Annotated in this window: 21 protein-coding genes and 1 pseudogene; 14 read left to right on the top strand and 8 right to left on the bottom strand. The window is 71.0% G+C overall.

Translation table 11 applies throughout. The features are described 5' to 3' along the window. Positions 1-430, bottom strand: a pseudogene (locus ETD85_RS15465) (histidine kinase); the annotation flags it as partial. A 101-nt stretch (positions 431-531) separates the two neighbouring features. Here ETD85_RS15465 and ETD85_RS15460 point away from each other — a divergent pair. Then, positions 532-1,872 (top strand): cation:dicarboxylate symporter family transporter, encoded by a 1,341-nt coding sequence (locus ETD85_RS15460; protein ID WP_138690397.1) that lies wholly within the window; start codon positions 532-534, stop codon positions 1,870-1,872. Here the strand turns inward: ETD85_RS15460 and ETD85_RS15455 are convergent. From ETD85_RS15455 to ETD85_RS15445, 3 genes are all read right to left on the bottom strand, one after another. Beyond that, a complete protein-coding gene (locus ETD85_RS15455) occupies positions 1,869-2,684 on the bottom strand; it encodes an SAM-dependent methyltransferase (RefSeq protein ID WP_138690396.1) in 816 nt (271 codons plus the stop codon). The two genes, ETD85_RS15460 and ETD85_RS15455, sit on opposite strands and share 4 nt — an antisense overlap. Positions 2,685-2,731: 47 nt before the next feature. After that, on the bottom strand, positions 2,732-4,084 hold the full coding sequence (locus tag ETD85_RS15450) for a sensor histidine kinase (protein WP_138690395.1): 1,353 nt from the start codon (positions 4,082-4,084) through the stop codon (positions 2,732-2,734). Between the two features lie 65 nt (positions 4,085-4,149). After that, positions 4,150-5,643, bottom strand: a complete 1,494-nt coding sequence (locus tag ETD85_RS15445; protein ID WP_138690394.1) for a glycoside hydrolase family 13 protein — start codon at positions 5,641-5,643, stop codon at positions 4,150-4,152. 312 nt (positions 5,644-5,955) lie between these two features. Here ETD85_RS15445 and ETD85_RS15440 point away from each other — a divergent pair, with 312 nt between their 5' ends. From ETD85_RS15440 to ETD85_RS15410, 7 genes are all read left to right on the top strand, one after another. After that, positions 5,956-7,230 (top strand): sugar ABC transporter substrate-binding protein, encoded by a 1,275-nt coding sequence (locus ETD85_RS15440; protein ID WP_138690393.1) that lies wholly within the window; start codon positions 5,956-5,958, stop codon positions 7,228-7,230. 4 nt (positions 7,231-7,234) lie between these two features. Then, positions 7,235-8,806, top strand: a complete 1,572-nt coding sequence (locus tag ETD85_RS15435; RefSeq protein WP_138690392.1) for an ABC transporter permease subunit — start codon at positions 7,235-7,237, stop codon at positions 8,804-8,806. Then, positions 8,803-9,642 (top strand): sugar ABC transporter permease, encoded by an 840-nt coding sequence (locus ETD85_RS15430; RefSeq protein ID WP_138690391.1) that lies wholly within the window; start codon positions 8,803-8,805, stop codon positions 9,640-9,642. The genes ETD85_RS15435 and ETD85_RS15430 overlap by 4 nt, the downstream gene beginning before the upstream one ends. 7 nt (positions 9,643-9,649) lie before the next feature. Further along, on the top strand, positions 9,650-11,437 hold the full coding sequence (locus tag ETD85_RS15425; RefSeq protein ID WP_138690390.1) for a glycoside hydrolase family 13 protein: 1,788 nt from the start codon (positions 9,650-9,652) through the stop codon (positions 11,435-11,437). A 58-nt stretch (positions 11,438-11,495) separates the two neighbouring features. Continuing rightward, positions 11,496-12,743 (top strand): right-handed parallel beta-helix repeat-containing protein, encoded by a 1,248-nt coding sequence (locus ETD85_RS15420; RefSeq protein ID WP_170246689.1) that lies wholly within the window; start codon positions 11,496-11,498, stop codon positions 12,741-12,743. A gap of 21 nt (positions 12,744-12,764) precedes the next feature. After that, a complete protein-coding gene (locus tag ETD85_RS15415) occupies positions 12,765-13,064 on the top strand; it encodes a hypothetical protein (RefSeq protein ID WP_138690389.1) in 300 nt (99 codons plus the stop codon). Positions 13,065-13,143: 79 nt separating this feature from the next. After that, positions 13,144-13,548 carry a VOC family protein gene (locus tag ETD85_RS15410; protein WP_138690388.1) on the top strand — a complete coding sequence of 135 codons (405 nt, stop codon included), beginning with the start codon at positions 13,144-13,146 and terminating at the stop codon, positions 13,546-13,548. Here ETD85_RS15410 and ETD85_RS15405 read toward each other — a convergent pair. From ETD85_RS15405 to ETD85_RS15395, 3 genes are all read right to left on the bottom strand, one after another. After that, positions 13,535-14,236: an SDR family oxidoreductase gene (locus tag ETD85_RS15405; protein WP_138690387.1), complete on the bottom strand. Its 702-nt coding sequence runs from the start codon at positions 14,234-14,236 to the stop codon at positions 13,535-13,537. The two genes, ETD85_RS15410 and ETD85_RS15405, sit on opposite strands and share 14 nt — an antisense overlap. Beyond that, positions 14,233-15,390: a thiolase family protein gene (locus tag ETD85_RS15400; protein WP_138690386.1), complete on the bottom strand. Its 1,158-nt coding sequence runs from the start codon at positions 15,388-15,390 to the stop codon at positions 14,233-14,235. The genes ETD85_RS15405 and ETD85_RS15400 overlap by 4 nt, the downstream gene beginning before the upstream one ends. Positions 15,391-15,463: 73 nt before the next feature. After that, positions 15,464-16,027 (bottom strand): TetR/AcrR family transcriptional regulator, encoded by a 564-nt coding sequence (locus tag ETD85_RS15395; protein ID WP_170246688.1) that lies wholly within the window; start codon positions 16,025-16,027, stop codon positions 15,464-15,466. Positions 16,028-16,080: 53 nt separating this feature from the next. Between ETD85_RS15395 and ETD85_RS66840 the strand changes: the two genes are divergently transcribed. Then, entirely contained in the window at positions 16,081-19,203 is a 3,123-nt protein-coding gene (locus ETD85_RS66840; RefSeq protein ID WP_138690384.1) for a bifunctional cytochrome P450/NADPH--P450 reductase, read from the top strand. A 237-nt stretch (positions 19,204-19,440) separates the two neighbouring features. Continuing rightward, on the top strand, positions 19,441-20,043 hold the full coding sequence (locus ETD85_RS15385; RefSeq protein ID WP_138690383.1) for an ACT domain-containing protein: 603 nt from the start codon (positions 19,441-19,443) through the stop codon (positions 20,041-20,043). A gap of 91 nt (positions 20,044-20,134) precedes the next feature. Here the strand turns inward: ETD85_RS15385 and ETD85_RS15380 are convergent, their stop codons facing one another. Beyond that, the gene (locus ETD85_RS15380; protein WP_138690382.1) at positions 20,135-21,154 is read right to left on the bottom strand and encodes a nitrilase-related carbon-nitrogen hydrolase; all 1,020 of its coding nucleotides are present in this window, start codon (positions 21,152-21,154) and stop codon (positions 20,135-20,137) included. A gap of 127 nt (positions 21,155-21,281) precedes the next feature. On the opposite strand from ETD85_RS15380, the gene ETD85_RS15375 reads away from it, so the two are divergent. The 4 genes from ETD85_RS15375 to ETD85_RS15365 all read left to right on the top strand — a co-directional run bounded on the left by ETD85_RS15375 (position 21,282) and on the right by ETD85_RS15365 (position 24,224). Further along, complete coding sequence (locus ETD85_RS15375) at positions 21,282-21,794, top strand: MaoC family dehydratase (RefSeq protein WP_138690381.1); 513 nt, start codon at positions 21,282-21,284, stop codon at positions 21,792-21,794. Between the two features lie 15 nt (positions 21,795-21,809). Then, a complete protein-coding gene (locus ETD85_RS15370; protein WP_138690380.1) occupies positions 21,810-22,973 on the top strand; it encodes an acyl-CoA dehydrogenase family protein in 1,164 nt (387 codons plus the stop codon). A 109-nt stretch (positions 22,974-23,082) separates the two neighbouring features. Continuing rightward, positions 23,083-23,241: a hypothetical protein gene (locus ETD85_RS63115; protein WP_170246687.1), complete on the top strand. Its 159-nt coding sequence runs from the start codon at positions 23,083-23,085 to the stop codon at positions 23,239-23,241. A gap of 95 nt (positions 23,242-23,336) precedes the next feature. Then, positions 23,337-24,224 (top strand): cation diffusion facilitator family transporter, encoded by an 888-nt coding sequence (locus tag ETD85_RS15365; RefSeq protein WP_240779161.1) that lies wholly within the window; start codon positions 23,337-23,339, stop codon positions 24,222-24,224. Positions 24,225-24,278: the final 54 nt, after the last annotated feature.

Here is a 24,278-nt window from a genome sequence, read left to right as displayed (position 1 = left end):
CGCCCGACATGACGGGGGTGACCGCCCGCTTGGACGTGCCGAGCGTGCCGGTGTAGGTCTCCGTGAACGTCTCGCCCGCCAGCGCCCGCCCGGTGTGCCCGAGGAAGGGCCGGCCGATCTCGGTGACGGTCGGGTGGGTGTAGCGGGTGCCGTCCGGCTTCATGATCGTGATGAAGTCGACGCCCGTGGCCTTGCGCACCCGCTCGGCGTACGGCTGGAGCCGCAGGGTGGGCTCGGCGTCGTCCAGGGCGGCCAGCACGTCGGGTGAGACCGCCACGCTCACCGCGACGGCCGTGGCCGTGCTCCCCGCCTCGTCGGTGAGCAGCTCGTGCGCCTGCACCAGCGCGAGCACCGCGCCGCCCGTCACCGTGACGGCGACCACGAGCAACTGCAGGATCAGCATCTGCCCCGCCAGGCTCCAGCGCCGCATCTGCCACCTCTCCGTGAACGAAACTTACGCAATAGTGACCTGCGTCACTGTGCAGCGCATAGTCGCACAACCGGAAGTTCCTTCCAACGGAGACCCCACCTATGCGTGATCGCACTCGCTATCTGTACCTGGCCGTCATCGTGGCGGTCCTGCTCGGGATCCTGGTCGGCTTCGTCTGGCCGGAGGTCGGCAAAGAGCTCAAACCCCTCGGCACCGGCTTCGTCGCGCTGATCCAGATGGTGATCGGCCCGATCATCTTCTGCACGATCGTGCTCGGCGTCGGCTCGGTCCGCCAGGCCGCGCAGGTCGGCAAGGTCGGCGGCCTGGCGCTCGGCTACTTCATCGCCATGTCCACGGTGGCCCTGCTCATCGGCCTGCTGGTCGGCAACGTCATCGATCCCGGCTCCGGGCTCCAGCTCACCGACGCCGCCAGGCAGAGCGCGGAGGCCGAGGCGGCCAAGGGCTCGGAGGGCGACATGGTCGCCTTCCTGCTGGGCATCATCCCGGACACGGTCCTGTCGGCGCTCACGAGCGGCTCGGTGCTGCAGGCGCTGCTGGTGGCGCTGCTGGCCGGGTTCGCCATCCAGGCCATGGGCGCCAAGGGCAAGCCGATCCTGCGCGGCGTGGAGCACCTGCAGCGGCTGGTGTTCCGCATCCTCGCCATGATCATGTGGGCCGCGCCCGTGGGCGCGTTCGGCGCGATCGCGGCCGTCGTCGGCGCCACCGGCATCGAGGCGCTCAAGAGCCTGGCCATCATCATGATCGCCTTCTACGTGACCTGCGTGCTGTTCGTCGGCGTGGTGCTCGGCACGATCCTGTGGCTGGTCGCCAGGATCAACCTCTGGTCACTGCTGCGCTACCTCGGCAGGGAGTTCCTGCTGATCCTGTCCACCTCGTCCTCGGAGACGGCCCTGCCCAGGCTCATCGCCAAGATGGAGCACCTGGGCGTCAGCAAGACCGTGGCCGGCATCACGGTGCCGACCGGCTACTCCTTCAACCTCGACGGCACCGCCATCTACCTGACGATGGCCACGCTGTTCATCGCCTCGGCCACCGGCTCGCCGCTGGAGTTCGGCGAGCAGGTGGCGCTGCTGCTGTTCATGATGATCGCGTCCAAGGGCGCGGCGGGCGTGACGGGCGCCGGCCTGGCCACCCTGGCGGGCGGGCTGCAGGCGCACCGGCCCGAGCTGGTGGACGGCGTCGGGCTCATCGTGGGCATCGACCGGTTCATGTCCGAGGCCAGGGCGCTGACGAACTTCGCCGGCAACGCCGTGGCCACCGTGCTCGTCGGCACCTGGACGGACGGATTCGACCGCGAACGCGCCGGCCAGGTGCTGGCCGGGCAGGCCCCGTTCGACGAGGCCACCCTGCTGGACGAGGAGGAGGAGACGGACGAGCGGCCGGAGCCGGAGCCCGGCGACAGGGAGATGTCGAAGGTCTAGGGCTTCCTGCCGATGCCCGCGTACCCCATGCGGGCCATCTCCTCGTCCACGAAGATTGGGTTGTCGGGGTCGTTGAACGGCCACATCGCCGGCCCCAGACCCGTGGCCAGGCCCGGCGGGATGAGCTCGAAGTCACCGAAGAAGGTGGCGATCTCCTTGCCGGGCCGCGGCGTGAACGGCATGTTCGCGTTGCGGTAGAACTCGCTGATCTTGGCCGCGCGCTCGGTGGCCACGTCGTTGCCCACGTGCGAGATCGCCAGATAGCTGCCCGGCGCCAGCGCGTCGCGATAGGCCGCCAGGAAGCCGTGCGGGTCGTCCTCGTCGGGGACGAAGTGCAGGACGAACATCATCAGGACGGCCACCGGGCGGTCGAAGTCCAGCAGCCCGCGCACCTCCGGCGTGGCCAGGATCTCCTCCGGCCGGCGCGCGTCGCCGAGCACCATGGCCACCCGGTTGGGGTCGGCCAGCAGCGCCCGGCCGTGCGTGGCCACCACCGGGTCGTTGTCCACGTAGACCACGCGGGCCTCGGGGGCGTACCTGTGGGCCACCTCGTGCACGTTCTCCTGCGCGGGCAGGCCGGAGCCGAGGTCGAGGAACTGCGTGATGCCCTGGTCGCACAGGTACTTCACCACCCGGCCGATCAATGCCCGGTTCTCTCTGGTCCCGTCGCGGACCTCGGGCATCACGCTCAGCACCATCTCGGCGAGCTCCCGGTCGGCCTGGAAATTGTCCTTGCCGCCGAGGAAGAAGTCGTACATGCGCGCCGCGTTCGGAATGTGGGGGTCGACGCCCTGCGGCGCTCGTTCCGTCATGAAACCATGATCCACGACCGGAGCGCCGGAAATCTACAGAATCGCGGTCAAACGGCAGGTAGGCGGAGGACGAATCTGGCGCCGTGCCGGTAATCCTCCACGCAGATCGTGCCCCGGTGCGCCATCGCCACGTCCCGCGCGATCGCCAGGCCCAGGCCGGTGCCGCCCGCGTCGCGGCTGCGAGCGGCGTCCAGGCGGGTGAACCGCTCGAAGATGCGCTCGCGGTCCTCCGGCGCGATCTCCACGCCGTCGTTCTCGACCGCCAGCACGGCGACCGCGCCCGCCGGGCCGCTCTCCCGGGAGACCGTGACCTGGACGGTGTGCTCGGCGTGCCGCTGGGCGTTGTCCAGCAGGTTCGTCAGCACCCTGGCCAGCTGTAGCCGTACGCCCTCGACCATCACCCCCTCCTCCAGGTCCACCTGCACGGGGAGCTTGTCGCTGCGTACGGCCAGCTCCTGGCGCACCAGCTCGGCCAGGTCCACCCGCTCCTTGGCCACGTCCACCCGGGAGCCGATCCTGGCCAGCAGGAGCAGGTCGGTGATGATGGCCTCCAGCCGGTCGGTGTCGCGCAGCGCGCTGTGCACCAGCGACTCGATGTCGGTGTCGTCCGGATAGAGCTGGGCGCTCTCGAGCTGGGCGCGCAGGCCGGCGATCGGCGTGCGCAGCTCGTGCGAGGCGTCGGAGGCGAACTGGCGCTGCTGCAGCGAGGAACGTTCCAGCCGGGCCAGCGTGCTGTTGACGGACCTCGCCAGCTGCGACACCTCGTCGTCGCCGGACGGCTGGGTGACGCGGCGGCTCAGGTCGCCTGCGTGCACCGCGTCGAGCTCGGCCCGCATGGTCCCCACCGGCCGCAGCGCCCGCCCGGTGACCAGCCACGTGGCCCACGACGCCAGCGCGATCAGCACGGCCACCTGGCCGAACACGACCACGTCGAGGACGTGCGACGCGAGCACCTCGGGCGTGCTGCGGCCCGCGTAGACGATGGGGGAGTCGGCGAACATGGTGACCCTGACCGCCGACAGGTGGATGCACTCGGTCGGCAGGCAGTTCGTGGTGCTGATGACCCGGTTCTCGGCCGTCGGGCGCACGTCGCTGAGCTGCGGCAGATTCCTGGCGGCGTCGCTGGTGGCCAGGATGCGCCCGTTGGCGCCGACGACCTGGATCAGGTCCACCGAGGGGATGGGCACGGGGATGGCGGCGCCCATGGGCAGGGCGCCGCCGCGCATCTCGTACGCGATCCGTTCGGCGGTGTCCCGGGTGTCCCTGAACACGCTGGCCGCGACCAGGGTCTTCGACGCGGTCACCCCGGCGATGCCCACGGGGATCAGCACGAGGGCGGCTACGGCCGTCGCGATCAGGGTGACGCGTCCCCGCAGGGACCTGGTCCACCGGGCGCCCACCCCCTGAGGTTACCGAGAGTGATTGCCGCCAAATGCCGCGTTAAGGGAAAGATTCCACCAATGGTTCAGCGCTGGACCCAGACGGCGGTGTCCGGCGGGATCGTGCCGTCCGCGCCGAGCGGGCCGCTGGACAGCAGCACCCGGCCGCCCAGGTCGAGGCGTACCGGCTCCTCGCCCGTGTTGAGCAGCACGACCAGCCCGGGGTCACGCTCGATGGCCAGCACGTCCTTGGGGGAGTCCAGCCAGGTGAGCGTGCCGCCGCCGAGCGCGGGGTGCTCCTTGCGGATCTTCAGTGCGGCCCGGTAGAGGTTCAGGGTCGAGGCGGGGTCGTCCTCCTGGGCCTCGGCCGACAGCGGACCCCAGGAGGCGGGGATTGGCAGCCAGGGGTCGCGCCAGCCGAAGCCGTCGGAGGCGGTCCAGGGGATCGGCACCCGGCAGCCGTCGCGGCTCTCGCCGGTGCGCAGGAACGCCGGGTCCTGGCGCAGCTCGTCCGGCAGGTCGAGGACCTCGGGCAGGCCCAGCTCCTCGCCGTTGTAGAGGTAGGCCGAGCCGGGCAGGGCCAGCATGAGCAGGGTGGCCGCCCGGGCGCGGGCCAGGCCGCCGTGCCGGGTGACGTGGCGGGGCTTGTCGTGGTTGGACAGCACCCAGGTGGTGGGCGCGCCGACCAGCTCCGCCTCCTTCAGCGACTTCTCGATCACCGTACGGAACGACTTGGCGTGGAAGTCCGCCATCATGAACTCGAAGTTGAACGCCTGGTGCAGCTCGTCGGGCCCGACGTAGCGGGCCAGCCGCTCGGGCGAGGACACCCACGCCTCGGCCACCGCCATCCGGCCGCCGGGGTAGGAGTCGAGGATCGGCCGCCACTCGCGGTAGATGTCGTGCACGCCGTCCTGGTCGAAGTAGGGGACCTGCTCGTCGCCGAGCATCTCGGCTTGGCGGCCCTCCTTCGGGCCCACGTCCGGCAGCCCGTCGGCCTTGATCATGCCGTGCGCCACGTCGACCCGGAAGCCGTCCACGCCCCGGTCCAGCCAGAAGCGCAGGATGTCGCGGAACTCGGCGCGCACGTCCGGGTTGTCCCAGTTGAGGTCCGGCTGCTCGGGCGCGAACAGGTGCAGGTACCACTGCCCGTCCGCGGTCTGCGTCCAGGCGGGGCCGCCGAAGATCGACTCCCAGTCGTTCGGCTCGTCCCTGAAGATGTAGCGGTCGCGCAGCCCGGCCTGGAACCAGGGGTGCCGGTCGGAGGAGTGGTTCGGGACCAGGTCCACGATCACCCGGATGCCGCGACCGTGCGCGTCGCGGACGAGCGCGTCGAAGTCGGCGAGCGAGCCGAACATGGGATCCACGTCCCGGTAGTCGGCCACGTCGTAGCCGCCGTCGGCCATCGGCGAGGTGTAGAAGGGGCTCAGCCAGAGGGCGTCCACGCCCAGGTCCGAGAGGTAGCCCAGCCGGCGGCGCACGCCTTCGAGGTCTCCCGTGCCGTCGCCGTCGGCGTCGGCGAAGCTTCGGGGGTACACCTGGTACACGACGGCGTCGCGCCACCAGTCGTCGTTGCCGAGCATGGTTGTCCTTCCCCCGGATGCCCCGAGATGTCGGGTGATGTTCTGCTGCGAGGATGTCGCGATCTCTCGCGGACGGTCAAGTGCAAGTTTCGGAAAGTTGCAAATCTCACCGTTGGCCTGCGCCAGGCGTCGTTCGCGAGGTCAGAGGGGTGCAGGTGGGATGTGGTTCGGGTAACGCTCTTTCGCAAGTTCTTCCAATTCTTGCAAAGAGCCGCTAACGTCCCGGAAACATAACCGCGGAAGCGGATCAACGATCTTTTGGGCGGCGGTGCTCGCGGGCGCCGCCGCTCCTCCATGACCTCAGGAGGTCCCATGCGCATGCGGGCTCTGGGTGTGGCCGCCCTCGCGACACTCGCGTTCGCCGCCACGGCCTGTGGCGAGTCCCCGTCGGCCACTCCGGCGGCGCCCAGCGGATCGGCGAGCGCCTCCGCCTCCGCTTCCGCGGCCGGCGGCACGCTCGTGATCTGGGCCGACCCCAACCGCGTCAAGCCGCTCAAGCCCTTCGCCGACCAGTTCGGCGCGGAGAACGGCGTGAGCGTCGAGGTGAAGGAGATCAGCAAGGACAACCAGCAGACCTTCCTGACCGCCTCCCAGCAGGGCAGCGGCCCCGACATCGTGATCGGTGCGCACGACTGGATCGGCAACCTCGTGCAGAACGGCGCCATCGACCCGGTCACGCTGACCGACGCGCAGAAGGCGGCCTTCTCCGAGAAGGCGATCCAGGCGGTGACCTTCAACGGCCAGATCTACGGAGCCCCGTACGCGGTGGAGAACATCGCGCTGATCCGCAACACCGAGCTCGCGCCCGACGCGCCCGCCACGATCGAGGACCTGATCGAGAAGGGCAAGGCGCTCAAGGCGGCCGGGAAGGTCAAGGAGGTGCTCTGCCTGCCCGTCGGACTGAAGGGCGACGCCTTCCACGTCTACCCGATCTTTGCCTCCGGCGGTGGCGCGCTGTTCGGCACCACCGGCACCGGCGACCCCGACCCCAAGCAGGTGCTGCTCGGCTCCACCGGCTCGGTCGAGGCGTTCGAGAAGCTGAAGGACCTCGGCGAGAAGGGCGACGGCGGCCTGCGCACCTCGCTCACCAACGAGAACTACATCGTCAACTTCGCCGGCGGCAAGTGCGCCTACCTCGTCTCGGGCCCGTGGGCCATCAGCGAGGTCAAGAAGGGCGGCATCAGCTACGACATCACCGCCGTCCCGCCGTTCAAGGGCGGCAAGCCCGCGACGCCGTTCGTCGGCGTGCAGTCGTTCTTCGTCGCCTCCAAGGGCAAGAACAAGACCCTGGCCCAGGAGTTCGTGGCCAACTACGTGACCAACAAGGACGTCGCCAAGGCCCTGTACGAGGCCGACCCGCGGCCCCCGGCGCTGACCGCGGCGCTCCAGGAGGTCCAGGCGAGCGACCCGGACGCCGTCAAGTTCATGGACGCGGGCAAGGACGGCCTGCCGATGCCGGCCATCCCCGAGATGTCGGCGATCTGGGAGCCGTTCGGCATCGCGGAGACCGCCGTGGTCAAGGGCGGCGACGCGGCCAAGGCCGCCGCGGCGGCGCAGAAGGCCATCGACGGCGCGCTCAAGAACTGACGACATGGCTCTCGACGTCCGAGAGAAGGCCGCAGCGCACAGGGTGCCGCCGCGGCCCCGCCGGGAGATCACCACGGCGTTCGTGGTGAGCAGGATCGCGGTGCTCGCCGTGGCGGCCGCGATCCTGCTCTACGCCGTGCCGCCGCTGGTCGCCACCGGGTCGTGGGTCTCGCTCGCGCTGCTCGGCCTGGCCAGCGCGGCCATCGCCGGCCTCTACCTGACCCGCCGCCTCATCCCGGCCAAGTACCTGGTGCCCGGCACCGTCTTCCTGATCGCCTTCCAGGTGTTCCCCGTCGCCTACACGGTCACCACCGCGTTCACGAACTTCGGCGACGGTCACCGAGGCGACAAGGCGGCCGCCGTGACCGCCATCGAGACCGGCTCCGTCCGCCAGGCCCCCGGCTCGCCCGAATACGCCCTGACCGTGGCGCTGCGCGACGGCGAGCTGGTGTTCCTGCTCGTCGACCCCGCGACCAAGCAGGCGCGGCTGGGCACCGCGGAGGGCCTGTCCCCGCTGGACGGCGCCCAGGTGGGCGTGACCGGCAAGGTGCTCCAGGCGCCGGGGCTGACCGTGCTCAAGGCCCCGGAGGCCGCCGCCCGCGGGCAGGAGATCTCCGCGCTGGCCGTCCCGGCCGGCGACGGCGTGATCAAGGCCAACGGGCTCAGCAGAGCCGTCGAGGGCAAGGCGGCGCTGGTCTACGACGCGGCCTGCGACTGCGTCAAGGGCAACGGCGGCACCTGGACGGCCGACGAGAGCCAGGGCTACTTCGTCAACGCCGCGGGCGAGCACCTGGCGCAGGGCTGGCAGGTCGGCGTCGGATTCGGCAACTTCGCCCGGGTGCTGACCAACCCCACCATCTCCGGCTATTTCGCGGGCGTGCTGGGCTGGAACCTGGTCTTCGCGCTCGCCTCCGTGCTCGGGACCTTCGCGCTCGGCATGGGCGTCGCGCTGGCGCTGCACCATCCGCGCATGCGCGGCACGCGGGTCTACCGGATCGCGCTGATCCTGCCGTACGCGATGCCCGCCTTCGCGATGCTGCTGGTGTGGCGCGACATGTTCAACCGCGACTTCGGCCTGGTCAACCAGCTGCTGGGGGTCAACATCGACTGGCTGGGCGAGCCGCTGACCGCCAGGCTCGCGGTGATCCTGGTCAACCTCTGGCTCGGCTTCCCGTACATGTTCCTGGTCACCACCGGCGCGCTGCAGGCGATCCCGCGCGAGCTGACCGAGGCCGCCTCGATCGACGGCGCCACGCCGTGGAAGGCGTTCCGGCGGGTGACGCTGCCGCTGCTGCTGGTCGCGCTCACGCCGCTGCTGATCTCGTCGTTCGCGTTCAACTTCAACAACTTCAACGCGATCGCGCTCACCAGCGAGGGCGGGCCGTTCCCCGCGGAGAGCCCGCAGGTGGGAGCCACCGACCTGCTGATCACGTACACGTTCCGGCTGGCCTTCGGCGCGGGCGGCGCCCAGTTCGGGTTCGCGGCGGCGATCTCGGTGTTCATCTTCGCGATCGTGGCGCTCATCTCGGCCGTGGCGTTCCGCCGCACCCGCAAGCAGGAGGAGGTCTACGCATGAAGCTCGTGCTGCGGCACGCGTTCGTGCTGGTCATGTGCGTGTTCGCGCTGTTCCCGATCCTGTTCGTGGTCTCCGCCGCGATCAACCCGAGGGGGACGCTCGCCTCCACCGACCTGCTGCCCTCCGGCGCGAGCCTGACCAACTTCGCGAACCTCCTCGGCTCCGACACCTATCCCTTCGCCCGGTGGTTCTTCAACTCGGTGTTCATCGCGCTGACGGCCTCGTTCGCGAGCCTGCTGCTGTCGATGTTCGCCGCGTACGCCTTCAGCCGCATGCGCTTCGCCGGCCGCCGCGCCGGGCTGCTGGCGCTGCTGCTCATCCAGATGTTCCCGCAGTTCCTGGCCATCGTGACGATCTTCATGATCTTCACCGAGGTGACCGAGCTCTACCCGGCCTTCGGCTTCAACACCGTGTGGGGCCTCATACTGCTCTACCTCGGCGGCGCGCTCGGCGTGAACACCTGGCTGATGAAGGGCTTCCTCGACACGGTGCCGAAGGAGCTGGACGAGGCCGCCACCGTGGACGGGGCCACGCACGCGCAGATCTTCTGGCGGGTCATCATGCCGCTGGTCACGCCGATCCTCGCGGTCACCGCGCTGCTGGCGTTCATCGGCACCATGAGCGAGTTCCTCATGGCCAACGTGTTCCTGCGCGACCCCGGGAGCAAGACCCTGGCCGTGGGCATGTACGGGATGATCGCCGGCGACCACCGGAACGCGAACTTCGGCATGTTCGCCGCGGCCACGCTGCTCACCGCCATCCCCACGGTGGGTGTGTTCCTCTGGTTGCAGAAGTACATCGTCTCCGGGCTCACCGCCGGGGCTGTGAAGGGATAGGACCGCATTGCGCTTCATCGGGGAGCCGCACCACGACGGCTCAGCTCTGTACGTCTCCGACCAGACGCCCGCGCTCGGCTCGCGGGTGACACTCTGGCTGCGGGCGCCGCTGGCCGCCGGGGTCGCCGCCGTGCACGTGCGCACCGTGCACGACGGCGAGCCGCGTTACGCGGCGGCGGCCGTGGACGCCACCAGGAGCCGGGCGGGCGGGTACGGCGCCACCGACGTCTGGTGGCGCGCCGAGATCACCGCCGTCAACCCGGTCACCCCCTACCGCTTCCTGCTGCGCACCGGGAAAGGCCAGTCCTGGCTGACCGCGGGCGGGCTCGTGGCCCACGACGTGACCGACGCGAGCGACTTCCGCCTGGTGTGCCACCAGCCGCCGCCCGCCTGGATGACGGACGCGATCGTCTACCAGATCTTCCCCGACCGCTTCGACCGCTCCAGGCCGATGTCCGAGCTGCCCGAGCTGCCCGACTGGGCGCTGCCGCGCGACTGGGACCGCGACCCGGTCATCCCCAGCGGCCCCGGCACCTCCCAGCAGTTCTACGGCGGCGATCTCGACGGCATCACCGGGCGGCTCGACCACATCCAGAGCCTCGGGGCCGACACCGTCTACCTGACGCCGATCTTCCCGGCCCGGTCCAACCACCGCTACAACGCGGCCGGCTTCGACCGGATCGACCCGCTGCTCGGCGGCGACGAGGCGCTGCACCGCCTGTCCGGCGCGCTGCACGCGCGCGGCATGCGGCTGCTCGGCGACATCACCACCAACCACTGCGGCGACACCCACGAGTGGTTCACCGCCGCCGTGTCCGACGTGAACGCGCCGGAGCGGGAGATGTTCTACTTCGACCCCGTCACCGGCGACTACGAGTCCTGGTGGGGCGTCAAGACGCTGCCCAAGCTCAACTGGGGCAGCGACCTCGTGCGGACCGGCATGACGAGCGTGCTGAAGAAGTGGCTGGGCCCGCTCGACGGCTGGCGCGTGGACGTGGCGAACATGACCGCCAGGCGGGGCGCCGACGACCGCAACCACGAGGTCGCCGCGCTGCTGCGCGCCGGGATCGGCCCGGAGGCCGCCTTCATCGCCGAGCACAACCACGACGCCTCGCTCGACCTCGACCGCGACGGCTGGCATGGCACCATGAACTACGGCGGCTTCACCCGCCCCGTCTGGGCCTGGCTGCGCGGGCCCGAGCTGGACCTGGACCACTTCCTCGGCGTGCCGGGCGGCGTGCCGGCGCGCGACGGGCAGGCCACGCTCGCCACGCTGCGCACGTTCGCCGCGGCCATGTCGTGGCGCTCGTTCGTGCACTCCTGGCAGCTTCTCGACTCGCACGACTCGCCGCGCATCCGCACAGTCACCGGCTCGCGCGCGCGCCACCTGCTCGCCCTCGGCCTGCAGGCCACGCTGCCCGGCACGCCGATGGTGTTCGCCGGCAGCGAGTTCGGCCTGACCGGCGTGAACGGCGAGCACTCGCGCACCCCGATGCCCTGGAACCGGCCGGGCGACCAGGACCTGGAGACGCTGGCCGGCTACCGCGCGCTGCTCGGCCTGCGCAGGAGCGAGCCCGCGCTGCGTCACGGCGGCCTGCGCTGGCTGCACGCCGACGCCGACTGCCTGGTCTTCGCGCGCGAGACGTTCGAGGAGTCACTCATCGTGTGCGCGCGCCGCGCCCCGGGTGAGCCGCTGTCACTCGGCGTCGCCGCCGCCGGCGTGCACGAAGCCGAGGACGGCGACATCCTGCCAGGCGACGGACCTTCGCTGCGTATCTGGCGCCTCACACGCTGATCACGCTACGGTTGCCTCTGCCGAGTCTCCGTTCCCAACTAGATAGTGGTGTGCTCGCATGAGGTTGCTCTCCGTAGCCGTCCTGTCCGCGCTCCTGCCTGCCGTGCCGTCCGCGGCCCTCGCTCAGGCGAGCACGACCTACTACGTGGACTCCAGAGCGGGCGACGACGCGGCCGCGGGCACCAGCGCCACCACGCCGTGGAAGTCGCTCGACAAGGTCAACGCCGCGGAGCTCAAGCCCGGTGACAGCGTCAGCTTCAAGCGCGGCAGCGCCTTCACCGGCGGCCTCACCCTCACCGCCAGCGGCACCGCGGCCCGGCCCATCGTGATCAAGGCGTACGGGAGCGGCGCCCTGCCCAAGATCAGCGGCACCGAGGCCGACTGCGTGGTGGTCAAGGGCAACCACTGGCGCATCAGCGGCCTGCGGGCCTCCGGCTGCCGCTGGTCCGGGTTCGAGCTCGACGGCGACTCCAACGAGCTGTCGGGCGTGCAGGCCGACCGCAACATCGCCGGCGTCTTCGTCACGCCGTCCGGCTCGCGCAACACCATCCGCGACAGCGTCCTGACCGACAACAACCGGATGAGCGTCAACGACTCGGGCGGCGACAACGACTCCGGCGCCTTCGGCGTGCTCCTCAACGGCGACGACAACGTGGTGACCGGCAACACCATCACCGGCAGCTACGCCAAGAGCGAGGACTACGGCACCGACGGAGCCGCCGTCGAGATCTTCAACGGCGACCGCAACCGCGTCACCCACAACATCTCCAGGAACAACGAGACCTTCACCGAGCTCGGCGCCCAGAAGGGCAAGACCGCCACCGGCAACATCTTCGCCTTCAACGTCGTGACCTCCTCCCGCAGCCGCGGCTCCTTCCTCATCACCCGCGGCCCCCGCCACGTCGTCGGCCCGGTCAAGGGCACCGTGGCCGTCCACAACTCGGTCAACCTGCCGGCCAGGGACACCATCGGCTGGTCCTGCCACGACGGCTGCGCGCCGTCGATCCTGAGGCTGCGCAACAACGTCATCGTGGTCGGCGGCGAGAGCGGCTGGGAGGACGGCGCGGGCGCCGACGAGGCCGGCAGCGTCTACAAGGGCCGCACGGCCAGGTTCAAGCTCGGGCCCAAGTCCGTCATGGCCGACCCGAAGTTCGTCTCCCGCACCGACCTGCGGCTGCGGCCCGGCTCGCCGGCGCTCGGCCGCGGCGTGACCCTCACCCCCGCCTGGTACGGCGGCAAGGCCTTCGCCAAGGACGTCAACGGCAAGCCGCTGAGCAAGCCGGACGCGGGCGCCTACCAGAGCTGACTGGGCTCTAGAGTGAGGGACGTGGTTCCAGATCTACGCCAGCCGCTGGTGCGGCAGCTCGCCGAGTCCGAGGCCCCGCGCCACTACTGGCACATGGCCGACGAGGACGGGCGGGCGTGGCTGTTCGAGAGCGTCGAGGGCGACGGCGAGCACTGGGCGACCAGGCAGGTCGAGGTCGGCCCCGATCGCGTCGCGCGCCGCTACTGGTGGCGGCACCTTCAGGACGAGCGTGGTTTCCTCACCGACCAGCCGCTGGAGATCTGGGAGCTGACCGAGATCCCCGAGACGGCCTTCGAGGCCGTCTGGGAGGCGGGCGGCTGAGCCCTCCTGTCGATCCGGGCACCGTTCGATCGACGCCTTGGTGACAGGCGAGAACAGAACGCGTGAAAGGGAGAACCCCATGGAGTGGAAGCTCGAAGTGGTCCCGATCCCGGTGTCCGACGTGGAGGAGGCGAAGCAGTTCTACAGCGAGCGGCTGGGGTTCGTGGTGGACCACGACACCCAGATCGGCCCCGGCGTGCGGGTCGTCCAGCTCACCCCGCCGGGCTCGGCCTGCTCCGTCGTCATCGGCGCGCCCACCGGCACGACGCCGGGTGCGATGCAGGGGCTCCAGCTCGTGGTGCCGGACATCGACGGCGCCCGGGCCGAGCTGGCCGGGCGCGGCGTCGAGGTCGGCACCGTCAAGCATTACGAGCAGGACGGCACCCTGGCCGAGGGCAAGGGCGGGCGCTGGAACTCGTTCGTGTTCTTCAACGATCTCGACGGCAACGGATGGATCCTGCAGGAACGCGCTACCGGCGAGTGACCAGCGCGGGATAGAGGAGCTCAAGGCCGCCCGAGAGGGCGGCCTTCGTCTCCCGGCTGAGGTCGTCGGCGAAGACCTCGTACGCCCCGGCCTCCAGCCCGTCGAGCGTCCGGCCGGCCACCTCCGCCGCGCTGGTCTTGGGACCTTCGACGCCGGCCGCCATGTCGGTGTCGATGTAGCCGGCGTGCACGCCGACCACCTGCGTGCCCTGCTCGGCCAGCTCCACGCGCAGCGCGTTGGTCAGCGACCAGGCCGCGGCCTTGCTCGCCGCGTACGTGCTGAGCTGCGGGAACGTCACGAACGACAGCACCGACAGCACGTTCACCAGCGCGCCGCCGCCGTTGTGGGCCAGGACCGGGGCGAAGGCGCGGCTCATGGACAGCGTGCCGAAATAGTTCGTCTCCATCTCGGCGCGGGCCGCGTCCGGGCCGGGGGAGCTCGACAGGGAGACGCCCGCGTTGTTGATCAGCAGGTCCACGTCGGCGCAGCGGGCGGCCGCGGCGGCGACGGAGGCGGGGTCGGTGATGTCGAGCGCGACCGGGGTCAGCTCCCGGTCGGTGACCGTGTCCGGATTGCGCGCGCCCGCGTAGACGGTACGCGCGCCCCGGTCGAGCAGGGCGCGGGCGAAGGCGGCGCCGAGGCCGCGGTTCGCGCCGGTGACGAGGACGGTGCTGCCGGAGATCTTCATACTCGCTCCAGAATGAGGGCGTTGGCCAGTCCGCCCGCCTCGCACATGGTCTGCAGGGCGTAACGGGCGCCACGCTCGCGCATGGCGTGGACGAGGGTGGTGGTGATGCGGGCGCCGCTGGCGCCCAGCGGGTGGCCGAGGGCGATCGCGCCGCCCTTGACGTTGACCTTGGCGGGATCGGCTCCGGTCTCCTGCTGCCAGGCGAGTACGACGCTCGCGAACGCCTCGTTCACCTCGAACAGGTCGATGTCGGCCAGCCGCAGTCCGGCGCGGCGCAGCACCTTCTCCGTGGCCGGGATCACGCCGGTGAGCATGAGGAGGGGGTCGGAGCCCGTGACGGCGAACTCGCGCAGCCTGGCCAGCGGGCGCAGGCCCAGCCGGGCCGCCGTCTCCGACGTGGTGATCAGCACGGCCGCCGCGCCGTCGTTGATCGGGCTGGAGTTGCCCGCGGTGACCGACCAGGAGATCTGCGGGAAGCGCTCGGCGTAGCCGGGGTCGGCGAAGGCCGGCTTGAGCCCGGCGAGGATCTCCGGGGTGGTGGCCGGGCGTACCGACTCGTCCCTGCCGAGTCCCGCGAGGGGCGCGAGCTCGTCGGCGAAGGAGGCGGCGGCGGCCTTGGCGTGCGAGCCGGCCGAGAACGCGTCGAGCTGCTCGCGGCCGAGCGACCACTTGGCGGCGATCAGCTCGGCGCTGATGCCCTGCGGTACCAGGCCCTCCGGGTAGCGCCCGGCGAAGGCGGGGCCGAAGGGGTCGGCGCCCGCGGGCACGTTCGACCACATGGGCACCCGGCTCATCGACTCCACGCCGCACGCCACCACCAGGTCGTACGCGCCGGAGATGACGCCCTGCGCGGCGAAGTGCACGGCCTGCTGGGACGAGCCGCACTGCCGGTCCACGGTGACCGCGGGCACGGAGTCGGGGAAGCCGGCCGCGAGCCAGGCGTAGCGGGTGGTGTTCATGGCCTGCTCGCCCACCTGGTCCACGCAGCCGCCGATGACGTCGTCCACCAGGGCCGGGTCCACGCCGCTGCGCTCGATCAGCGCGCGCAGGGCGTGGGCGAGCAGGTCCACCGGGTGGACCCCGGACAGGGCGCCGCCGGGTTTGCCCCTGCCGATCGGGGTGCGTACGGCTTGCACGATGACGGCGTCGCGCATCGCGGCCTCCTTGTTGGTTGGAAAACCCAACCCACTCTAGCGCCAGTGGGTTTGGTTTTCCAACTAACAACAATCAGGACGCGAAGCCGGCCAGCCCGTTGATGATCAGGTTGAGGGCCGTGTCGAAGTTGCGGTCGATCTCTCCGGGGTCGTCCGGCATGTGCCCCTGGATCTCGCCGATGATGAACCCCGTGACGAACGCGTGCAGCACGTCGCTCGTCCGCCGCAGCTCCGACTCCGGCACCCCGGCCAGCCGCAGGACGCGATAGAGCGTCTCCCAGACCGGCAGCCGGCGGTCGGCGATCAGCTCCGGATGCAGGTGCACGTAGGTCCACATGGCCGGATGCTCCCGCGCGTGCTCGTGGTAGGCCGTCGCCAGCGCCCTGAGCTGGTCCTGCCAGGGGGTGTCGTCGTCGGGCGGCATGTGCATGCGCTCGGCCGCCGTCGCGCACATCTGGGCGAGCAACGCCTCTTTGCTCTCGACGTGGTGGTAGAGCGACATCGGGTTGACGTCGAGCTCCGCCGCCAGCTTGCGCATGGAGAGCCCCTCCACGCCGCCCGCGTCCATCAGGCGCAACGCCGTGGAGCTGATCTCTTCGAGACTCAGGGGTGCACCCCTGCGCGCGCTCACTGCCATACACCGTATGGTAGCGTCAGCCATACGGTGTATGGCTACTCAAGGGAGCACTCATGGCGCGGATCCCCGCCCCGCAGGGCCTGCCGATCGTGGGCAACACGCTGCAGATTCCCTCTCACTCGCCGGTGGAGCACTTCGTGGAGGTGGCCGCCGGATACCCCGAGGGCATCTTCAGGATGGAGATCGCCGGCCGCACGGTCGTCCTCGTCTACGACCCCGACCTGGTCGCGGAAGTGTGCGACGAGAGCCGGTTCGTCAAGCGGATCCGGCCGCCGCTGTCGATCGTGCGCGACTTCGGCGGCGACGGGCTGTTCACGGCCGAGCCGCACGAGCCGGTGTGGGGCCACGCCCACCGCATCCTGATGCCCGCCTTCAGCCAGCGCTCGATGAAGGCGTACTACCCGCAGTTCCTCGAGGTCGCCGAGCAGCTCGTCGAGTCGTGGGCAGGTCGCCAGGGGGAGGACCTGCCCGTCGCCGACGACATGACCCGGCTGACCCTGGACACGATCTCGCTCACCGGGTTCGGCTACCGCTTCAACTCCTTCGACTCGCCCGAGCTGCACCCGTTCCTGCAGGCCATGGGCGGTGCGCTGACCGAGGCCATGCTGCGCAACCAGCAGCTCCCGTTCGTCACCAAGCTCAAGCGCCGGCACGAGGAGACCTACCGGCGCGACATCGCCACCATGCAGGCGCTCGTCGACGACGTGATCAAGCAGCGCCGCGCCGAGGGCGGCAGCGGCGCCAAGGACCTGCTCGGGCTCATGCTGGAGGCGTCCGACCCGCAGAGCGGCGCCCGCCTGTCCGACGAGAACATCCGCAACCAGGTCCTCACCTTCCTGATCGCCGGCCACGAGACCACCAGCGGCCTGCTCTCCTTCGCCCTGTACAACCTGCTGCGCGAGCCCCACACCCTGGCCCGCGCCTACGACGAGGTGGACCGGCTGCTGCCGGGCGACGAGCCGCCGACCTACGAGACGATCATGAAGCTCGACGTCATCCCGCGCATCCTGGAGGAGACGCTGCGGTTCTGGTCGCCGATCCCGGTGTTCGGCGTGAGCGCGGTCGAGGACACCGTGATCGGCGGGCCCGGCGGCTACGAGGTGCCGGCCGGCCAGGGCGTCGGCGTGCTGCTGCCGCCGCTGCACCGCAGCGCCAAGGCGTGGGAGCGGCCGGAGGAGTTCGACATCGACCGCTGGCTGCCCGAGCACAGGAAGGGCCACCACCCCGGGGCGTACAAGCCGTTCGGCAACGGCGAGCGGGCCTGCATCGGCCGCCAGTTCGCGCTCACCGAGGCCAGGCTGGCGCTGGCGATGATCCTGCGGCGCTTCGCCCTGTCCGACCCGAACGTCTACCGCATGAAGATCAAGCAGACCCTCACCCTCAAGCCGGACGGGTTCACCCTGAGGGTGCGCGAGCGCCGCGCCCACGAGCGGGCCGTTCCGGCCGCCGTCCAGGAGACGGCGAGCGAGCAGCAGGACATCGCGGTCACCGGCGTGCCGCTCACCGTCGCCTACGGCTCCAACCTCGGCACCAGCGCCGACATCGCCGAACGCCTGGCCGAGCGGGCCGGCCGGGCCGGCTTCGCCACCACGCTGACCACCCTGGACGAGCTGCGGCCGCCCGGCGAAGGACTGCTCGTCGTGGTCGCCTCCTCCTACAACGGCAAGGCGCCCGACAACGCCCAGCGCTTCGACGCCCTGGAGACGCTGCCCGACCTGTCCGGCGTGCGGCTGGCCGTGCTGGGCTGCGGCAACACGCAGTGGCCGACGTACCAGGACTTTCCCCGGCGCGCCTTCGAGAAGCTGACCGCGGCGGGAGCCGTGCCGCTGGTCGAGCGGGGCGAGGCCGACACCGACGGCGACTTCGACGGCGACGTGTCCGCGTGGACGGCCCGGCTGTGGGCCGCGCTGGCCGAGCAGTACAGCACCGGCTCCGACCTGGCCGCGGGGCCGCGCTACGAGATGGAGGTGCTCAGCGAGGCCGAGGTCAGGCCCGCGGTCGTCTCCGAGCGGGCCTTCCCGCTGACCGTCGTCTCCAACGAGGAGCTGACCGGCGACCCGGCCGGGCTCTGGGACTTCTCGATCGAGCCGCCTCGCCCCGGCGTGCGCTCCATCGTGGCCAGGCTGCCCGAAGGCGTCACGTACGCGGCGGGCGACCACGTGGCCGTCTTCGCCAAGAACGACCCCGAGCTGGTGGAGTGGGCGCTGCGCTGCCTGCGGGTGCCGCGCGAGCAGGTGGTGCGGCTGCGCGCGGCCGGATCCACCCACCTGCCCGTGGACACGCCGGTGACGGCGGGCCTGCTGCTGACCGAGTTCGCCGAGCTGCAGGAGGTGGCCACCAGGGCCGATCTGGCGGCGCTGGCGGCGCACACCGGCTGCCCGTGGACCCGGGGGCAGCTCGACGCGCTGACCGCCGGCTACGCCGACGAGATCCTGGCAAAGCGCGTGTCCCCGCTGGCCCTGCTCGAACGCTTCCCGGCGATCGAGCTGCCGCTGCCGGTGTTCCTGGAGATGGCCGGGCCGATCAAGCCGCGCTACTACTCCGTCTCCTCCTCGCCCGCCGCCGACCCCGGCCTGGTGCGGCTGACCGTCGGCCTGGTCGAGGGGCCCGCCTGGTCCGGCACCGGCACCTACCAGGGCATGTGCTCGGCCTACCTCGCCGGGCTGGCCGAGGGCGAGGTGTTCTACGGCTACGTCCGCGTGCCCGCGCCGCCGTTCCGGCTGCCGGACGACCCGGCCACGCCGGTGATCCTCGTCGGCCCCGGCACCGGGTTCGCGCCGCTGCGCGGCTTCCTCGAGGAGCGCGCGCTGACGGGGGCGACCGGGCGCGCCGCGGTGTTCACCGGGTGCCGCCATCCGGCGCACGACCTGCTGTACGCGGGGGAGGTGGCGGCCTGGGGCGAGCGGGACGAGGTCACGGTGCACGCGGCGTACTCGGCCGTGGCGGGGCACCCGTACCGGTTCGTCCAGGACGCCGTCGCCGCGCACGGCGACGAGGTGTGGGAGCTGCTCACGCGGGGCGCGCACGTGTACGTGTGCGGCGACGGGCTGCGGATGGCGCCCGCCGTCCGGCAGGCGCTGCTGGACCTCCACCGGGAGCGGACCGGCGAGGACGGCGCGGACTGGCTGGCGGGGCTGGAGGCGGACGGGCGCTACCAGCAGGACGTGTTCGCCTGACCCCTCCTTTGCCCGACGCCGGGCGGGCTTTCCTGCCGGGGGCAGGCAGGGCTCGCCCGGCGTTCCGGGCGTGTCGCCGGGGTGGGGCTACAGCAGGCATAGGGCGGGCATCAGTATCGACAAATCCGGACTTAACCTTGCATCCTGGGATATAACCGCAGCATGTGCGACATATCCGTGGAACATGCGCGAAACCTTTCCACGGCACTGTGAGAGCCTCTGGAAAGGGGGCGGGCAATGCTGTTGCGACTGAGAGTGTCACTGCCGGACCGGCCGGGCGGTCTCGGCCAGGTGGCCAAGGCTCTGGGCGCGCTCGGGGCCGACATCCTGCAGGTCACCGTCCTTGAACGCGAGGGCGGGCGGGCGGTGGACGACTTCACCGTCGCCTGGCCCGGCCCGGTGACCGCATCCGAGGCGCGCGAACGGCTGTCAGCCATGCCCGGCGTACGCGTGGAAGGTGTCTGGCCGACCAAGGAGGCGCCGGGCTCGGCGCTGGACTACGACCTGCTCATGCACGTGGTGGCCGAGCCGGCTCGGGGGTTCGCCACGCTGGTGGACGCCCTGCCGGGGCTGTGCGGCGCGGAGTGGTCGCTGGCGCTGGCCGACGGCGCCGTCCGGCACGCGTCACTGGCCGCGCCCGAGAAGTTCGACCTGCCCGAGCCGCCGCCGCGGGCGGCCGCCATGGGGGCGCAGGAGCTGCAGCTCATGCTGCTGCCCGTGGTGGCGCAGGGGTTGCACGTGGTCGTGGCCCGCGCGGACGGCCCGGTGTTCCACCGGGCGGAGGTGGAACGCGCCGTCCGCATCGTGGACGTGGTCGCCAAACTCGCCGCCCGCGCCTGACCACCGGACCACCTGCTCCGATGGTGCGTGCCCGATGCCGGGTCCGGGCTGTCCCGGGGCGCGCGTGCCTGAGCGGTCGCCGGCCGGCGGGTCAGGATGTGGGGTCGCCCGGCCCGTACCGGCGTTCGATGATCTCGCGCTGCCTGCGGGCGAACCAGTTTCGCTCCGGCGCCGCCTCGGCGAGGCCGTTGGGCTCCTCCCCGCGGTGCCTGGCGTACTCGGCGGCCCACAGGCCCGTCTTCACCCGGGCCGGCAGGTTCGACATGCCGGGCCTGCGGCGGGCGCGGCGCAGGGCGGCCAGGTCCAGCTCGGCCGCGGCGACGATCGACTCGCCCGAGGCCGCCTGCGCCAGCGCCCGCCCCTCGTGGTCGATCAGCTCCGAGCCGCCGTTCGTGGAGTCGCGCGGGATCGGCAGGCCGTCGAGGCCGCCCGAGTTCGCGCTGACGACGCAGGCCAGGTTCTCCACGGCGCGGGCGCGGCGGGCGACGGCCTTCGGCGTGAGGTGCGGGGCGGAGATCTCCGAGGTGGAGTGGCAGAACACCTCGGCCCCGCGCAGGGCGAGCACCCGCGCCAGCTCCGGGTAGAGGATCTCCTCGGAGGCCACGCACGCCAGGTTGCCGATCTCCGTGGCGGCCACCGGAAAGACCGCGTCGATGCCGTAAATTTCCAGATATTCGTCCCAGACGTCGTACGGCGTCGGCGAGAACATCGAATGCAGCCGCCGATACCGCAGCACCACGTCGCCGCCGGGCCCCAGGATGAACGACGTCTGGAAATACAACTCGGGAAAATGCGGATCGCTCTCGTAGGCGTTGCCCGCCAGGAACACCGAATGCCGCGCCGCCACCTCACCGAGCAGCGCGTACTCGGCCCCGTCCGGCGCCAGCGCCGCCTTGGCCAGCCACTCGGCCGCGCTCTCGCCCATCGGGAACCCGGTCAGCACGTATTCGGGCAGCACCACCAGCCGCAGCTCGGGCCCGTACCAGGCGCGGGCCCCGGCCAGCCGGTCCGCCACCCGCTCGACGGCCCGCAGGATCTCGCCGCGCGGTTCGGCCGCCCTGTTCACCGCCTTGGTCGCGACCTGCAGGGCCAGTGCCAGGAAAGCCGTCATCCGCACCCGTCCCGATCTTCGGCTTTCTGGAACCTAGACCGGAGGCTCGCCCGTACGCAAGCAATTGACCCCCAAATCATCAGACGATTAACGTGTGCGTTCTGATCAGTGTGAACAGGAGCCGCCCGTGACCGTTCACGAGCCGAGCATCGGCCGTTACTACGAGGACTTCACCATCGGGGACGTCTATCAGCACCCCTTGGGACGCACGATCAGCGAGACGGACAACACCTGGTTCACGCTCCTGACCATGAACACGAACCAGAACCACTTCAACGCCCATTTCGCCGCGAAGGCCCCCACCGGCAAGATCATCGTGAACTCCGGGCTGTCCGTGGCCATCGTGCTCGGGCTGTCCGTGATCGACGTCAGCCAGACGGCCATCATGAACCTCGGCTGGGACGGCATCAAGCTCACCCATCCGGTGTTCGTGGGCGACACCGTCTACGCCGAGTCGAAGGTGACGGCGAAGCGGGAGTCGAAGTCGCGCCCGTACGCGGGCATCGTCACGTGCTTCACCCGCGGCCTCAACCAGGACGGCGACGAGATCATGTCCTGGACGCGCACCGTCATGGTCTACAAGCGCGACGCCCCGCACGACAAGGACTACTTCCCCCAGGCCAAGAGCGGCCCGCTCTGAGGATGTGAGAGACACGTGGACTTCGAGCTGACCGACGAGCAGAAGGCGTTCCGCGAGACCCTGCGCGCGTTCGTGGAGAAGGAGATCGTGCCGGTGGCGACCGAGTGGGAGCACTCCGGGCGCTATCCGACGGAGATCGTCGAGAAGATGAAGCAGATGGGGCTGTTCGGCCTGTCCGTGCCGGAGGAATACGGCGGGCTGGGGGCGGACATGGTGTCGTTCGCGCTGGTCTTCGAGGAGATCGCGCGCGGCTGGATGGGCGTGGCGGGCACGATCGGCTCCCACTCGCTGGCCTGCTCGATGATCGCCCGCCACGGCACCGACGAGCAGAAGAACCTCTACCTGGCGGACCTGGCCAGCGGCGTCCGGCGTACCGGGATCGCCTTGACCGAGCCCGGCGCGGGCACCGACCTGCAGGGCATCCAGACCCGGGCCGTCCGCGACGGTGACCACTACGTCGTGACCGGCACCAAGACGTGGATCACCAACGCCCGCCACGCCGACCCGCTGCCCGTCCTCGTCAAGACCTCCGTCGTCGAGCCCGCGCACAAGGGCATGTCGGTCCTGCTCGTCGATCCGTCCTCGCCGGGCTTCAGCGTCAGCCGCGACCTGCCCAAGCTCGGCTACAAGGGCACGGAGACGTGCGAGGTCGTGCTGGCGGAGGTACGCGTACCGGTGTCGAGCCTGCTCGGCGGCGTCGAGGGACGCGGCATGCAGCAGGTGCTGGGCGGGCTGGAGATCGGGCGCATCAACATCGCCGCGCGGGCGGTGGGCGTCGCCCAGGCCGCGTACGACGCCGCGCTCGCCTACGCCCGCGAGCGGACCGCGTTCGGGCAGCCGATCGCCGAGTTCCAGGCCATCCAGCTCAAGCTCGCCGACCTGGCGACCGAGATCCAGGCCGCCCGCCTGCTCACGTACTGGGCCGCCACCCAGGCCGACTCGGGCAAGCGGGTGGACATGGAGGCGGGCATGGCCAAGTACTTCGCCTCGGAGGTGGCGCTGAAGGCGTCGCTGGAGGCGATGCGGATCCACGGAGGGTACGGGTACTCGCAGGAGTACATGGTGGAGCGGCTCTACCGGGACGCGCCGCTGATGGCGATCGGGGAGGGCACCAACGACGTCCAGCGGATGGTCATCGCCCGTGCGCTCGTCTCCGGCTCCGGCAAGGTCGGGTGGTGACGGCCGGGCCGGCGGCGGCGTGGACAGGTGCTCGGCGGGGATGAGTTGGGTAAGTGAGGGGGTGCCATGTCTGATCAGCGGGATTCCACTCCGGCGCCGCACCGGCCCCATGGAGACGGCGCCGGCGGCGGAGACGGGCACCCCGGACCCGACGCCGACGCACACGCACAGGACGCGCACGCACAGGACGCGGACGGCCACGGGCACGACCACGGCCATGGGCACGGGCACGGGCACGCCGCGGACGGGGCTCGTCGCGGTGGCGTGAAGGCGTTCTTCGGGCGTGCGTTTCACGCTCTGACCCCGCACAGCCACGACAGCGCCACCAAGACCGACACCGCTCTGGAGACCAGCAGTCGCGGCATGCGCGTCCTAGGCATCTCCTTCGCCGTCCTGATGTTCACCGCCGCCGTCCAGGCGGTGATCGTGGTCGCCTCCGGCTCGGTCGCGCTGCTCGGCGACACCCTGCACAACGTGGCCGACGCCCTCACGGCCGTCCCGCTGGCGATCGCGTTCTCGCTCGGCCGCCGCGCCGCCAACCGCCGCTTCACCTACGGTTACGGCCGGGCGGAGGACCTCGCGGGCATCGTCATCGTCCTGATCATCACCGCCTCGGCCGCCCTGGCCGGGTACGAGGCGGTCAAGCGGCTGCTCGACCCCCAGGACATCCGCGCCGTCGGGTGGGTGGCGGCCGCCGCGCTGATCGGGTTCCTCGGCAACGAGTGGGTGGCCCGCTACCGGATCAAGGTCGGCAGGGAGATCGGCTCGGCCGCCCTGGTGGCCGACGGCCTGCACGCCAGAACCGACGGCTTCACCTCGCTGGCCGTCCTGCTGGGCGCGGGCGGCGCGGCGCTCGGCTTCCCGATCGCCGACCCCGTCGTGGGCCTGCTGATCACCGTGGCCATCTGCTTCGTCCTGCGGGACGCGGCCCGCGAGATCTACCACCGCCTCATGGACGCCGTGGACCCCGCCCTCGTGGACGCCGCGGAACAGATCCTGGCCAGGGTCGAGGGCGTCCGCCGCGTCGGCTCCGTACGGCTGCGCTGGATCGGGCACACCCTCCACGCCGAGGTGGAGATCCTCGTGGATCACGACATGTCGGTCGTGGACGCGCACGCGGTGGCGGTGGAGGCGGAGCACCGGCTCATCCACGACCTGGCCCGCCTGCGGGCGGCCACCGTGCACACCGATCCGGACGGACCTCCGAACGCCGACCACCACGCCTCCCTGACCGCCCACCGCACCCGGTAGACGGGGAACGCCGCTTCCCGGATAACCAGCCGCATCACTTGCACCGATACGGGT

It is taken from the genome of Nonomuraea zeae (assembly GCF_005889725.1).
Classification (GTDB): domain Bacteria; phylum Actinomycetota; class Actinomycetes; order Streptosporangiales; family Streptosporangiaceae; genus Nonomuraea; species Nonomuraea zeae.
The sequence above is the reverse complement of the archived record's forward strand: the minus strand, read 5'-3'. Positions and strand labels throughout refer to the sequence as shown.

What these genes read in the sequence shown, in the direction of transcription:
- ETD85_RS15460 (WP_138690397.1), top strand. Translation starts at nt 532, where the DNA reads ATGCGTGATCGCACTCGCTATCTGTACCTGGCCGTCATCGTGGCGGTC.
- ETD85_RS15455 (WP_138690396.1), bottom strand. Translation starts at nt 2,684, where the DNA reads ATGACGGAACGAGCGCCGCAGGGCGTCGACCCCCACATTCCGAACGCG.
- ETD85_RS15445 (WP_138690394.1), bottom strand. Translation starts at nt 5,643, where the DNA reads ATGCTCGGCAACGACGACTGGTGGCGCGACGCCGTCGTGTACCAGGTG.
- ETD85_RS15440 (WP_138690393.1), top strand. Translation starts at nt 5,956, where the DNA reads ATGCGCATGCGGGCTCTGGGTGTGGCCGCCCTCGCGACACTCGCGTTC.
- ETD85_RS15435 (WP_138690392.1), top strand. Translation starts at nt 7,235, where the DNA reads ATGGCTCTCGACGTCCGAGAGAAGGCCGCAGCGCACAGGGTGCCGCCG.
- ETD85_RS15430 (WP_138690391.1), top strand. Translation starts at nt 8,803, where the DNA reads ATGAAGCTCGTGCTGCGGCACGCGTTCGTGCTGGTCATGTGCGTGTTC.
- ETD85_RS15420 (WP_170246689.1), top strand. Translation starts at nt 11,496, where the DNA reads ATGAGGTTGCTCTCCGTAGCCGTCCTGTCCGCGCTCCTGCCTGCCGTG.
- ETD85_RS15410 (WP_138690388.1), top strand. Translation starts at nt 13,144, where the DNA reads ATGGAGTGGAAGCTCGAAGTGGTCCCGATCCCGGTGTCCGACGTGGAG.
- ETD85_RS15405 (WP_138690387.1), bottom strand. Translation starts at nt 14,236, where the DNA reads ATGAAGATCTCCGGCAGCACCGTCCTCGTCACCGGCGCGAACCGCGGC.
- ETD85_RS15400 (WP_138690386.1), bottom strand. Translation starts at nt 15,390, where the DNA reads ATGCGCGACGCCGTCATCGTGCAAGCCGTACGCACCCCGATCGGCAGG.
- ETD85_RS15395 (WP_170246688.1), bottom strand. Translation starts at nt 16,027, where the DNA reads ATGGCAGTGAGCGCGCGCAGGGGTGCACCCCTGAGTCTCGAAGAGATC.
- ETD85_RS66840 (WP_138690384.1), top strand. Translation starts at nt 16,081, where the DNA reads ATGGCGCGGATCCCCGCCCCGCAGGGCCTGCCGATCGTGGGCAACACG.
- ETD85_RS15385 (WP_138690383.1), top strand. Translation starts at nt 19,441, where the DNA reads ATGCTGTTGCGACTGAGAGTGTCACTGCCGGACCGGCCGGGCGGTCTC.
- ETD85_RS15380 (WP_138690382.1), bottom strand. Translation starts at nt 21,154, where the DNA reads ATGACGGCTTTCCTGGCACTGGCCCTGCAGGTCGCGACCAAGGCGGTG.
- ETD85_RS63115 (WP_170246687.1), top strand. Translation starts at nt 23,083, where the DNA reads ATGGAGACGGCGCCGGCGGCGGAGACGGGCACCCCGGACCCGACGCCG.
- ETD85_RS15365 (WP_240779161.1), top strand. Translation starts at nt 23,337, where the DNA reads ATGCGCGTCCTAGGCATCTCCTTCGCCGTCCTGATGTTCACCGCCGCC.